Source organism: Flavonifractor sp. AGMB03687 (genome assembly GCF_017811815.1).
Taxonomy (GTDB): Bacteria; Bacillota; Clostridia; order Oscillospirales; family Oscillospiraceae; genus Flavonifractor.
On record NZ_JADKZI010000010.1, the window covers coordinates 18119 to 31582 of the forward strand.

Sequence of the window (13464 nt, forward strand, 5' to 3'; positions counted from 1 at the left end):
ATTTGGTGTATTACGAAAGGATCGAATCCTTGTCGGTTGAAACAATGCCCTCCGGGGGTTTGGCTCCAGGTTTTTTCACATCAGCAGCAGGAGCGGAAGGCTTGGGCTTTTTTCGTGTCGGCTTTTTCGGTGCGGCGGGCGGCGGGGGAGGAGCAACAGGGGCAGCTGGCTGTTCCTGCTCCATCTGCCGCCATTCAGGAATGTGGGAAGAGGCTTTGCAAGAATGGAGCTTAGGCGCCTCCGGGTGCTTGGAATAGTCCATCTTGTCAACTTTAAGTACCTTCTGACCGCGGATGATGACCAGAGCCTGCGTGATGGGCAATCGAAGTACTTCATCCGGGGTGAGGACAGGCCGCTTGCCAACGCCAGAAGTTTCACGGAATTCCGGTGTGTAGTTGGAAATGCGCCAGGTGCCCAGCTGCTTGGATTTGCTGGATACCGACACTGAGGCCAGACCGGTGCGCTCGGAGATAAACTCAGCTGTGAGGCCATCCGTGCAGCCCAGAAATAGTTGCGCGTCGCAGTTGCCCAGGATTTCCTGCCAGAGATTGAGAGGGTAGCGGTTCTGAAGGCCCGCGAGATTTTGGAACACGCAGCTCATGGAAATGTTGCGAGAGCGAATCACACTGAGTCGCCGCGAGAGATCAGGGATGGTGCCGCAGGCGGTAAGCTCTTCCCCTAAAATGTGGACAGGAATTGGAAGTTTGCCGCCCTCACAGTTTTTGTCCGCATACCGAACCAGCTTGATAAAGCAGAAAGAGAGAAACAGACTTGCCAGAAAATCAAAGGTACTGTCCTGGTCGCTGGTAACAAGGAAGTAGGCACACCGCTCTTGGCCGGGAAGCTCCAGATCGATTTCGTCCCGGGTGGTAATTTTCTTGATCAGTTCTGACTGGAATACCTGCAGGCGGGAACCCAGACCGATGATGACACCGCTGCGCACGGTATCGCTGGCCTGCTTGAACAGACTGTACGGAGCTTTGGCAGGATGAGTGGGAGGCAGAACATCGAACAGATTGTCCAGATCGGATTCTCCGTTTAGCGTCAGCAAACGGTACACCTCACCGATATTGCGGTTCTCCGCCGCATAACTCTGATCCACATAAAGGACAAGGGCTTTCAGCAGATTCATTTCGCAGCTGTCCCAGAAGTGGTCGCCCTTGCCGGTACTGTTGGTGTTCTTGATGATGACATCCACAAAGAGTTGGGCCATCAGTTCCTGCCCTTCCACTTCGGAAAGGCAGTTCCAGCTGTCCGAGTTTTCCGGGAGTACCAGATTGAACACCTTGACACAGTAGCCTTGATTGCGCAGGTACTCGCTGGATTTTTCGTAGAGCTCGCTTTTGGGGTCAGAAATGATCAGGGATTCTCCGCGAATCACCGCCTGAAGGATGCGGTTCATACAGAAGGAGCGGGTCTTCATGCTGCCGCTGGAGCCGTATACGGCCAGATTGCCGTTGATTTTGGGATTTTCAGGGATGCAGACCGCTTTCCCATCTAACATTCCCAGCACAACACCTTTATGCTTGCGAAGGTCGGGCACCAAATCGAGCACACCCGCCATCTCCTTGCGGCTCAACCAACCAGAGGTGCCATAGGTTCCCTTGGCCGAATAGATGAAATTTCGGTCAGTATCATATTCGCCCGTATCGCTGTAGCCCATCTTCATCACCATCAGGAGCAGGATAGCCAGCAGGCCGATGCAGATCAGGACACCGTATACCCCATAGGGAGGGTGCAGCACTGAGGTCAGGCAGGTAAAAAAGTCGGGCGACGCCGCCACCGGAGATGTGCCGTCTCCGGGAACGCCGCCGCCCTGTTTCCAAGCTGCGTAATTGCCCAATATCTGCCCCAGAAAGCCGCCAGAATAGAGAATGGCGAGGATGGCCAAAGGAGCAGCCATCAGGCAGGCAATCATTTTCTTTTTGTTTATGGGAAGAACCTCCTCTCGAATTTGATGAAGTCAATGGTTTGAAAGCGCACCCTGCTGCCGCAGTAGCGCCGCAGTACATCTGCCTGAAAATCAAAGCAAATGATTATTCCGGAACTGTCCATAAGATCGAGGGCGCTGTTGAAGCGCGCAATCCTGGGCAAATCGAAGAAGTAGCAAAACAAAACAGGCGTTCCATCCGCTTCAAAGGCATCGTGTTCGATGGCCCGACTCGCAGCCCCGGTTGTAAGGCCCTGCTTCAAGATGTCATTGAGCTGCGCTGTCTTAGCACAATCGCACAGCAAGGCCAGCAGCACTTCTCCCTGATGGTCGTTGGTAAAAAAGAAAAAATGGTCGTAGCTTCCGTCCAGCATGAAAGAGTCATGTTTGGCGCCGCCAGTGCTGGTCAGCATCTGGTAAGCGAGTTCCATGCTTTCCCCCAGAACGACTCCCTGCACAGCGTCTGCATTGTATTGCCCGGTGAGGCGCTGCTGACACAGAACGCTCCACATCAGAGCCTTTACCCGCATCTCGGACTTGTAGCGCCATTTCATCAGAGCTGCGCTGCTGTTGTAAGTAATATAGATGCCGCTGGAGGTAAGGAGCACACCAGTGAAGCGAGAACTGCGGATCTGCGTGGTATCCACCCCCATCTCCTTGACTTCACGGGAACTGTAAAATGAGGGATACTCCACGGCCCCATCGGAATAGCCCTGCGGGGCAAAAACCTTCGGTTTTTCATCTTGGAAAAGTCCCACCCCAGCATTGTCCATCGTGACATAGGTTTCTGCCAGACGGTGAAGACGAAGCCGACGCCCAATCTCGCTTTTCAGCCGATTGGTGTCGGTATCGCCTGTCAGATAGGGAGCAAAACGCTCAGGCCAGTTGTCCAGCAGCCTGTTTTTTGCGCGAACGCCTAAACGATAGCCGCGGAGTTTGTCACGGTAATAGGTGCGGAGAAGCCCGCTCTTTTTCAGATCGGTCACAACCGACTCCAAATAGTAAGGACTGGCTGGGAGACGGTTGAGCTGGCTGGTGGGGAACTCTCCTGAGATGGCTGTCAACGCCAGAAGCCGGAACGGGAGCGTGTCCGGCTGTGGAAATGTCCGGCTGCTTTTCCCAAGTGATCACCTCCCTTGTGAATTGTTTTTTTACCGTGATGACTGAGAACTTCGGTAAAATTCTGCAGTGGCGCAAGTCTGGAAGCGTTGAAAATCCGGGCTTTTTTGTGCCATCAAGGTATGTCGGGAAAAATAAGGGCCAAAAGGCTCAAAAATCCGAGATGGTTTTCAAGCTCTCTTTGCGCTCTGCAAGCCATTGGGGAAACCGCTGTTTTTCCATGACAAAGATCTTGGTGCAGTCCTGCTCTCCCAGCTCTGTGGTATTATAGGCATCGCATAGCAAACCGGTATCATCGGCCATCACAAAGGTGGACAACAGATCCAGCAACTGCTTTTCCTCCAGATTGTCATAATCACGCACCCGCCTGGTGGGAAGTGTTTGATCGTAAACTTGGGCAAAGCAGACAACACAATTCCGGTAATGGGGGAGAGGCTGTTCCTTTGCGTACTGCTCCAGAGCGAAATAGAGCGGGTCTAACAGGAACTCGGAACTTTGCCGTTGCCGGCGCTTCGGGAGAAGCCCGGGAAGGGTCACTTCCAGGACCCCGTTTTCATAGGCTATCGAGATGCCCTGCGCCACGCTGGCGGATTGGAGATACTCGCCCTTCTGGATGGAGGTGCTGGAATATATCAAATGCCGCAGCCGGCAGGCGATCCGTTCCGCCCGAAGCGCAGCATCCGTAGAGAGAATTTCGTAATTGTCGGGATAGCGTTGGATGTCTGTTGTGTCCATCGCATACAGCGCATTACTCAAACGGGATATATCGTCGAGAATGCTCCCTATTCTGCGGGAAATCAGTTTTCGATCCAAAAATCATGTGCCTCCTGCTTTCTTGAAATACTGGGTTTGTCCATCTTGGGATACGGTGCAAAAACCGGATATGTCGGGACAGTCGATTTTGGCAATCTGTGTCGGAGAATCGACCAAGATGATGCGACGGCTACCGCCCTTGTTGCCCCGTAGAGCATGACAGACTAACGCTTCCTGTCCATGGGCGACATAGGCGACTTCATACAGTTCCCCATCGGCGAAAAAGACCAGTTTGACAGGAAACTCCGCAGGTGCGTGATAATCAGCCTGCTGAATGAAATCCAAAAGGACCCACACCGCCTTGATAAGCGCCTGATCAGCTTTGGGCGAATAGCCGGCAGGAAAATATCCGCCGTTATCACTTTGGAAAATGCGGCCCTGCCTTTCCAGATGGGAAAGCAGGGCTTTCGCTGTTTCAGACTTGCCAGGGTGAAAGCAAAGAAGCTGCTGCTGGCTGAGACCAGGATACATAGTCACCGTCCGCAGTAGCGTTGCAGCTTCATTTCCATAGATTTCAGCCCTGGTCTTCATGAGCTCACCTCCTGTTTGTAAAAATAGATGACGCATAAAAGACGCCATCGGGGCGCCTTTCAAAAATAGTCGCTGAAAGGCGTCATCGCAGCGTCTATTTGGCGTGTTTTGAAGAAATGTAGGAGAACAAGGGTTATGCAGACTCCTGTTCACGGCGCTTGCGCTCCAGAATTTCACGAAGTTCACGCCGGTCGGTGGTAATCAGGTCCTTCTCAAGAGGGCTGGCCTTAAACTCAACCATGACATTGTTGTTGTTGGTCGAGATCAAGCCATTGCCACGCTCAAAATGGGTGACCTCCATCGTTTCCGCATCGGACAGATGCAGGGTCTCCTGAACCCGTTCCGCTTCATCATCCTCCAGGTTAAGAATGATCTTTGTCTTGCTGTTGTTGATGATACCTTTGCCAAAGCGACCTTCATCCAGATTGAAGAAATCGTTGAGGTCTTGGCTCGCGAAGACCGCCGAGCCTCCATACCCACGTATCGTTTTCGCAATCTCCAAAAGGAAATCGCCGGCCAGCCGTGTGCCTGTGGCGCCTGCACCGGAAAGGAGCTGCCAGCATTCGTCGATGAAGATTGTTTTTTCTTCCGTGCGGTCAGCCTTTGCCCGGTCCCACACGAAATCAAGCGCCACAAACATTCCTACAGTCAGCAGATCGCCGGTGAGCGAGGAAATGTCCAGCACGGTATATTTGTTATCCAGACTTACATTGGTCTGCTTGTTAAATGTACTGGCCGAACCGTGAACCAGACGGTTGAGAATATGAGCCATGCGGATAGTTTCCGGCGCAGCTTTCAGAATCTCATGCAGGTCGCCTAGCACCGGCATTTCCCGGTACTGACCCGGATTGGCCGGGTCATCCAGTGAAGCGTTATCATGCGTGATGCCCTTTGCGTTGTAAGTGCGGATCAACGCTTCGTCCAAAAGCTGACGCTCTTCATGGCTCATATCGGGAATGAGCAGGCTGAAAAAGATGTGCAGCTGCTGGATTTTTGCCGCCAATTCAGAAAGCTGGATTCCGGGGCCGTCCAGAAGTTCATTGACAGACCGATCAACCTTGCGGATCTCCATAACATTGATGCAGTGAGGGCTTGCCGGGGAGATTTGGATAAACTCGCCGCCTACGTTTGCACAGGCGCGGTGAAACTCGTGCCCCTTCAAGGGAGCGACGATGAAAATAGGGATATTTTTACGCCGCATTCTTAACGCCATAAGCTGCATTGTGAAGGTTTTGCCTGCGCCACTGGTACCTAAAATCGAAATGTTGGCATTTTTGTAAATCGCGGAATTGAAAATATCCACGATGATGAGGGAACTGTTGTACTTGTTCACCCCCAAAAGGATGCCGTTGTCGTCACACATCTCAAAGGAAGTGAAGGGGTAGCAGCTTGCGGCGCCGCCAGTCAGCAGGTTGCGCTTGCCACGCTCAAAAAGTCCTTTCTCCATGGATACCAGCGGGAGCGCAGAGAGAAATGCCTGTTCCTCACGAAAATGGCAGGAACGGACATCCATATCCTGCGAAAGCAGAAGCTTTTTCATCTCGCTGACCTTCCATTCCAAATCTTCCTCAGTAGGGGCAGTAACGGTAATCAACAGATTCAGATAGTAGAAGTCCTCGTTGTTGGCAAGACCTTCCTTCAGAAAATAGCCGCTTCGGATGGCGCCGTCGATGTCGTCAAAATCGGTGTTGGTGTCGCTCGCGTCCTTGATTTTGGAACGATTGATGCGGAGCTGCTGGCCTACCCGCTGGATGATGCGCTCTTTGGGCTGCCTGGAAAGGAACATGTCCATGTCGATGCCGTCGCCGGCGTTGACGATTAAACTCAGCCATCCGGCGGGAACCTGCGTCTTATAACCATCCGACGGAATCAGCAAATAGGCGTAGTACAGCCCGTCTATGCACAGATAGCGCCCATGAGTAAAATCAATACTTTTGGGAGCGGCAAACTCGGCTGCAGGGATATGGTCAATCTCGCTTTCCCGGCCTTTTGCCGCATACTGTGCAACAACCTCCTGTGCCCGGAGTGCCAGCGGTTTGATGGCGCTCTCATTTCGGCAGAGGAGATTATAAAGAACATCAACCGTAAATTCGTCCTCGTTTTCGGGGATAATCACTTCATTACCGCATTGCCGGAGGTAATTGGATGCAGTATGTACGGCGCTTTGCAGGGACTGAATAGCTTCCTCTTCCTGTTCCGAACGCCGGGTGTTGTTCCAGGGCTCATACTCAAAAATCAGGAAAAAGCGCCGTGTGACAGCTTCCCGGGCGCCGATCTGCTGCACAAAGCTCAGATAGTCTTCCTGCATCAAACGGCACTGCTCATTTTTCTCCTGAGCCATCTCCCTGCGTACTGTGTCCAAATGACGGTTGATGTCCGCGCGACGGGTCAGCACCTTGATCTGCAGCTTGACGGGAGAGATTTTCAGATACGACACAAAAGAGTAGATGATATTGCGCTGCTCTCTTGCGCTGCGGAGCATAAAGTTGATGGGAACCACCTCGACCACCTTGACATACCGGTGGTCTTTGGTGTAGATGATGCCGTTCTGGATCTTTTCGATGGGAAGATAGTCTGCCACCGGATTCAGGCAGGCGGGCGGCTGCTCTTTGATATGAGCGGGGCGCTTGGGCGGATGTACCTTCTCCTTCCGCTTGTTGGGCTTTTTCTTCGCTTTTTTGGACGAAAGTTCTTTCTTCGGCTTTTTCTTGGGCCGGAGCTTCTCACGAATCTCGTAACTGCGAACCTCGTCAAACTCAGCTGGAAAATCCGATTCACCGGAACGCCTGCGCTTCGGAGGCCGAGACTCCTTTTCTTTCGGAGTCCTTTGCTTGAGATGTCTGCCGGGGCGTTTCATAGGGGGCGCTTGCTCATTCGGCTGCTGACCATCGCCGCCGACGATGCGGCGATTCCGCAGATATTTCAAAAAGATAATCAGAAATTCCGACAAACTCTCGCCAGAAATGCCGATCAATGCGACCAGAGCCGCAGGAAGGGCGGTCAGGCACAAAATGATAATGCGGGTCGTCAACCCGAACGGAACAAACATGAAGACCGGCACCCCGATGGCAAAAGCCAGGATACCGGCCTCAATAACATTCCGCGCACGGAACATACCGCCGAAAAATGTGCCTGATTCAATGAAATTCGGCGGTATGATATAAATATCATGGTCGTTTTTGTTGCTCATACATACCTCATTTCCGTAACCGAAGGAAGGTCAACCGATAATCCAGAACGGACCGCCGGCGCCTGCACGACGGCTGGCCTCGTTTAAGATAATGGACAGATCCCAAAGTTGCTCACTGCGCTTATAGCTGGCCGGGTCTGCCACCATGATTTGACCGTCTTTTACACCTCGAAGAACGATGAAGTGGCCGGAAGAAGTGAAATGCCCTTCAGCCATGATTGCCACAACCAGCTTTCCCTCAGAAAGTGCATCGACGATGCGCTGCGGCTCGGATGTCGTACAGCCGGATACCGGCAGCCCCCAGGCTTCTGCTGCGGCAGGAATCAGGGCGTGATAGGAGCCGCTGTTGTCACACCAGTATCCATTTTCATAGGACCACCGTGCCATCTCCACGGGATCAACCGTATCGTCCGTAAGGGAAGACACTACGATTGCCATGCTGGTCGGCCCGCAGCCGTAGCCGCCAATGTTGTCAGTTCCATAAGGCTGGCTGGCATAGCGTTCATCCAGCTGATTATAGTACACCACCGGTGTCACACCATCGGTAAAGGTTACATCCCCAAGAGAGGGGATGCTGTTTCCGGTCCACTCTGTCATGTTCTGGAGCAGCCCATCACCCAAAAAGGTACTCAGGTTGGAAGCGTAGTCAGAGGCAAGCTCCTTTTGCTCATCCGTGAGTGCGAAAACATGGTCCGCAAGATAGGATTCACCGTTATACCGGATCGTGTAAATGATCCATGTTTCGGTAGTGGTGGTTTCCTCGCCGGTTTCCGGGTCTTCGGTAGTAACCTCACGGGATTCCTGAACGCTGGTGTAGGAATACAGGTGTTCCTTATTGTCCCGGAGAACAGCGGCCAAATCATCCAGTGAAATGCTTTCAAAATCCTCATCCCGGGCCGCACAATACTGAGAGATGATGAGATTGGCATTGAAAACAGGGCCGGAGGAATAGGAATTCTTGATCTCCATGTGGTCAGCACCAGACGAAGCAAAATCTTCCTCGATCCGGGCCATCACATCATCCAGCGCCTCGCCCAGAATGGAATTGATGGTGAATGTGATGTCATTGGCGTTTTCCACGATAGCTGTCTCGCTGTTGAGGACAGGGGCTTCGGAATCTGCCGGAGAAAAGGCGTTAACCAGACCTCCAAAGATAAGCCCCGGGAGCATCAGGATAAACAGTACCGGGAGCAAAAGCAGAATGATAATGACGGCAATGATCTTGCCGATGTGCTTGCGTCCGGCCCAAACGGCCCCGGCCACGGCACCATACGGGCCGCCGGCGGCGGCTCCTTTTGCGGCACCGGAAATTGCCTTGCCTGCCTTAATGGCGCCTTTTATCGTGTGGGCGGCGGATGCTCCGGTTTCCACAGCGTCGGCAAGACCAGTCTTTTTTTCTTCATCCATTTAGAGCCTGTCCTTTCTGCGGGGAGTGGGGGGCAGCTTTTTGACGATTGACTCGTTGTAGGCTATCGAACCATCCGGCGCCATGTAGGGGGATTTCTCTACAGTGTCAACAGCGTATTGCTTATACCATGCCGCACCGTCGGCGGAATGAACCGTTGTGTATTGGCCCTCGGGTGCAACATACTGATCTGCATGATACATTCCGAAAGCGATACCCACCGGATGCTCGGCGGTAACTTCGGTGCCTGTGATACGCCCGCCGCCGATCTCAACATTCTGGTATTGGGGAATGTTTTCAGCGCCAGCTTCCAAAGCAGCGTGCCCCATGTAAGAGTGAAGAGCGTCAACAGCTTTCTCACCGGAAATTGTACCCATCTGGGTGATGTTCCCGGTGGCAACAGAACCGATCACATTGTTGGCGAAATTGCCGCCCTTGCTGACGGACGAAGTATAGATGTGGCCGCCGATACCCCCCGCAGCACCGCCTACGAGACCACCAAGGCCGGAGGCTTTTGTTTCTGAGGGAGTTGTCGCTGTTTTTACCGCATTGTTCGTGACCTTCCGGCCAATTACCCCGGCCAGACCGCCGCTGGCAAAGCCGGCACCAAAGCCGCCGCCCTTACCACCACCGCCTGCATTCACATGGGTGGAATTGCTGCTGTGCCCACCGCCGAAATGGTGGCTGGAAAAGCTCTTGAATCCACTGAAGCCCCGGGCGGCTATCATGGCTTCCGCCAACATACTGCCGCCGGTTTGGCCTACATTGACTCCCAGACTTGCCATGAAGGAGTCGATTTTCTGTGATACTTTGAGAAAACCAATCGCACACATGAACCAAATCAGGACATTGCCGGATACTGCTTCTTTGCCTACGGCATCTACCTGCGCCTGCACTTCTTCCTCCGTAACGGCGGCAAAAGCGGGTTGGCAGCATAGACAGGCAAGAAGCCCGACCATGAGCGCAAGAAACAGAATTCTTCTGAGTTTTTTCATTACGCCCCTCCTTAAAGCGAAAGCGGGTTGGAGATAAACGAACCAACCATGCTCGTAAATAGGCGCAGGCACCAGGCGTTCATAAGCAGCAGAAAAATCTGCCCGCCCAGCATCCGACACCAGGATTTCCAGATGTTTGATGTGGTTTGGCTTGCCCCCATCGCAAAAGCGACTGGTGCAGTATAGACCAGCACACCAAGCAATACATATCGTTCCGCTGCTTCAAGCAGCAGTTTCAGATAGTTCCATGCCAAAATGACGACCAGAATCAAAGTGATCAAGGCCACGGCTCCATTGGCACATACACCGATGATCACCAGCATCACCGAATTGAAATCAGCAAAGCTGAGGGGCGGCAGTTCCGAATCCATGATCCAGCGGTACGGGGTGCCGCCGATGGTCAGTATTGTGTTGATGATCTCGTCTGAAAAAAGTGCCAGCAGAATGAAGAGAACCGAGCGGATGCTCAGCTTCACAGGATCTTCTGCCTCGATACCGGCGCTCAGACCAAAATTCTTAAACAGCTGCCATACCCAGTTGAGCAAAATCAGACCGACAGCCAGAGCTACAAAAATCCCGTACATCGTCTCTGCGGCGGGGAAATAGCGCAGAAAAACGGTCATGTCACAACCAAGCGCGCCCAAAACCGAAGTAGTCACAAGGTCGAGACCTGCCATGATCTGCTCTGCAATCCATTCAACGATGCCATCCAGGATACCCATAAATTACGCCTCCTTCCAGCGGGTGTAGAGTTGTCTCTGTCATCCAGCCCACTGACCGCCGGCAAACAGAGGCGTCACATAAGCCATGATAAAGCCCAATCCGTTGAGGATCGCCCAGGTGATACAGATGCGCTTCAGCCAAGCACGGCTTTCATCGACGGTCCGGTCGGAGCGGGAGAAGTTCATCAACAGCAGGGCGACCGAGGCGGTCACAATGGCCGCAATGGTGGAAATAGCGACGATCTGCGTGTAGACATCCTGCATGATCTCTTTGGCTTTAGACCAAACATCGGTTGCAGCGAAGGCCGGCTGACAGAAGACCAGCGACATCGTGACACAGAGAAAAGCCATATAGGCGAGTTTGGCAGCGGAAAAATGATGCTGAGGCGTGCGGTCGGCATCTTTCCGCTTCGGCTGGGGAAGTTTCAGTTTCTTCAATGTTTGAGGACCTCCAATCCAAATGTGATGATCGTTGCTCAAAAAGCAAAGAATAAGCCCACACCTGATTTACAGATGCGGGCTTATTCCCGGGCCGGACGGCCGTTTGGACAGAAAAAGCACCTCGGAAAAAGGCGCTGTTCTCTGTCCGTATTCGGTTTTGGGTGCAAGTTTGAGCATATTCAGTCTAACACATGGAGATTTACGCCTCAAGGGCAGAAACGCGCCAATTATTTTCCCGATATGTGCCAATTATTTGCCCTGCTTGTTTTCGCCGGCCTTCAAGTCTGGGAAAAATTGCTCCAGCACATCCAGGCTGTCCTTGGAGGTATATCCCCACAGCACGGAACTGAGGGCTTCGATGGCCTCCCGCCGCTTACGGTAATAGGTGCGGAAGGAAATATCCCGGATATGAGGACGCAGGTTCTCGATGATCTCCTCCACATTTTTCAGCTGCTGGGGGGAGAGGAAAGAGTAGTACAGAAGCCAGTAGTATGCTTCACCGTTCTTGTGCTTGGTGCGGAGCAGATCGACTGCCGAATCCAGCAATTTCAGCATTTTGTGGCTGCGCTCAATGCACTTGGCGTGATGCTCAATATCGCTGCCCGCCAGATCGGCGCCGGCCAGGTAGACAGAATCCAGAAAATCCTCGATGGAAGTGCCATACTCGATCTCAAATTTTGTCCGGACATGCTGAACAGACAGCTCCAGGCTCCAAACCACATCACGGTATTTTTTCAGCAGCTTCCAGGTGTCGTGGTACAGCGGGTTTTCAGCAACATTCTTTTCGTCAAATTTCTTCATGGTTATGCCTCCTTAATCGTTTTCAACAATGGGGTTGAGAGTAAGTTCAAAACTTGCGACCTGCTTGTTGCCGCACAACACAGCCAAGCCTAAGCGCAGCACCGTTTGATCGCGCGCGCGGGGTAGTAATACTTCCCGGCAGTCGCCCGATAAAGGATATAACTTGTAGTGAGAGAGGGAGCATCCAAAGCACGAAATCCCTTGTGCCATCAGGATTTGCGCCATTTTCTGCAGGATGATTTCAATGTGAGTTTTTGAAACGCTGGAGAGTTCGTCTGAAACGATGACCTCATGCTCCATGGTGGGCTCTTCCTGGTCAACACAGCCCTCCGCAGGAAGCTCCAGACGGATATTGAGTGTCATAGCGACCTCCTCTTTGTCCACCATCACATCAGATATTTCAAACATGGTGGACAAGTAGTTTTTAAGATAGATTACACTGCCGTGGCGGCCGGGGAAGGACATGAGGGAAATATAGTCCAAGGAGGACAGCTTTTTAAGAATACGGCCAACAGTGGCCCGAGAAAGGCCCCAGCGAGCGGAAAGTTCCGTATAGGTGACCAAAGGGTTGCCGGTGCCATTGCGAAAATAGGCTACAGGCCCAAGCGCCGACCCCTGCACTTGACTGTCGTTGTAGATGGCTGAGACCCATAGATCCAGCACGATGTCCATTTCAGAACAGCGGTCAGAGCTGATTAAATCAGTAACGATGGATACCGGTAAAAAGAAAAAGCCGGTGTCCTTTTGACAGGGAGCGTTATACTCCAGAACCGTGTTGTGTCGGGACCAGTTCCGGATTTTATAGCGGATCACATTCCCTCGCCCCAGAGAGGAGAAGTCAATGAGATGACGCTGCTGAAGCTCTCCCAGGATGGAAAGCGCCTGACACTGAAAACGAGTCCGAAACCATTGAGAAAGCTCTTTGAGCGTACAGACCCATTCGCCGGGGTAGACGGTGTAGCTGATGCCATCAATTCGCCGGTATGAGGTGCGGAAGTTTGCAAAGCTGCAAAGCACGGTATAATAAAAAAGGCCGGAGCCGCCGCTTGCGCGAATGCTCCGGTCATCTATCAGACGATGGATAAACTGTCGGTAAATCCGACAACGTGGATAGTCCACCACCTGTTTAATTTGTAATTGATAGGCTGGCATAAGAATCTCCTTTTTATATATAAGGTATGAAATTGGATTGCACTGCGAAAAAATCGTTGACTTGAACATCTCTGGGGCTTATGCTATACTTGTTTCTGTATGAATCTGCTTGCTGATGCTGGCAGTATCCATGCAGGCTTTACTCTTCCTGGGGCTGTTGCCTTTCAAAGCAATGTAGCCATTCATTGTGCCAATTTTAAGCCATCTTCGAGCCAATTCTGAGCCACTACAACTTTTTACAACTTTCCCACAACTTTTGCTCAAAACCAAACGGCGCAGGAAGGCATGAAATGGAATCAAAGCTGTATGAAGAATGTCATGAAGGTGGCGGTTTTATGGCACAACAGGCTATGTTGAAACAAGAT

General features: G+C 52.3%; 11 protein-coding genes. All 11 read right to left on the minus strand.

Annotated elements, in window-relative coordinates; genetic code table 11:
- Nucleotides 1–10 precede the first annotated feature (10 nt).
- Nucleotides 11–1918, minus strand: a complete 1908-nt coding sequence (locus J9789_RS15440) for a VirD4-like conjugal transfer protein, CD1115 family (RefSeq protein ID WP_245185326.1) — start codon at nucleotides 1916–1918, stop codon at nucleotides 11–13.
- An 11-nt stretch (nucleotides 1919–1929) separates the two neighbouring features.
- Entirely contained in the window at nucleotides 1930–2916 is a 987-nt protein-coding gene (locus J9789_RS15445; RefSeq protein ID WP_348633708.1) for a hypothetical protein, read from the minus strand.
- Nucleotides 2917–3199: 283 nt separating this feature from the next.
- Nucleotides 3200–3862, minus strand: a complete 663-nt coding sequence (locus J9789_RS15450) for a DUF6100 family protein (RefSeq protein ID WP_209346578.1) — start codon at nucleotides 3860–3862, stop codon at nucleotides 3200–3202.
- A gap of 3 nt (nucleotides 3863–3865) precedes the next feature.
- Nucleotides 3866–4393 carry a DUF5697 family protein gene (locus J9789_RS15455; protein ID WP_209346579.1) on the minus strand — a complete coding sequence of 176 codons (528 nt, stop codon included), beginning with the start codon at nucleotides 4391–4393 and terminating at the stop codon, nucleotides 3866–3868.
- A gap of 133 nt (nucleotides 4394–4526) precedes the next feature.
- Nucleotides 4527–7583: an ATP-binding protein gene (locus J9789_RS15460; RefSeq protein WP_209346580.1), complete on the minus strand. Its 3057-nt coding sequence runs from the start codon at nucleotides 7581–7583 to the stop codon at nucleotides 4527–4529.
- 30 nt (nucleotides 7584–7613) lie between these two features.
- On the minus strand, nucleotides 7614–8990 hold the full coding sequence (locus tag J9789_RS15465) for a C39 family peptidase (RefSeq protein WP_209346581.1): 1377 nt from the start codon (nucleotides 8988–8990) through the stop codon (nucleotides 7614–7616).
- Nucleotides 8991–9983 (minus strand): hypothetical protein, encoded by a 993-nt coding sequence (locus tag J9789_RS15470; RefSeq protein WP_209346582.1) that lies wholly within the window; start codon nucleotides 9981–9983, stop codon nucleotides 8991–8993. It abuts the gene before it with no gap.
- An 11-nt stretch (nucleotides 9984–9994) separates the two neighbouring features.
- On the minus strand, nucleotides 9995–10705 hold the full coding sequence (locus J9789_RS15475) for a hypothetical protein (RefSeq protein WP_117777638.1): 711 nt from the start codon (nucleotides 10703–10705) through the stop codon (nucleotides 9995–9997).
- A gap of 39 nt (nucleotides 10706–10744) precedes the next feature.
- Nucleotides 10745–11143, minus strand: a complete 399-nt coding sequence (locus tag J9789_RS15480; RefSeq protein WP_209346583.1) for a fimbrial protein — start codon at nucleotides 11141–11143, stop codon at nucleotides 10745–10747.
- Nucleotides 11144–11395: 252 nt separating this feature from the next.
- The gene (locus J9789_RS15485) at nucleotides 11396–11947 is read right to left on the minus strand and encodes a hypothetical protein (protein WP_007712695.1); all 552 of its coding nucleotides are present in this window, start codon (nucleotides 11945–11947) and stop codon (nucleotides 11396–11398) included.
- Between the two features lie 12 nt (nucleotides 11948–11959).
- Complete coding sequence (locus J9789_RS15490) at nucleotides 11960–13099, minus strand: helix-turn-helix domain-containing protein (protein ID WP_209346584.1); 1140 nt, start codon at nucleotides 13097–13099, stop codon at nucleotides 11960–11962.
- Nucleotides 13100–13464: the final 365 nt, after the last annotated feature.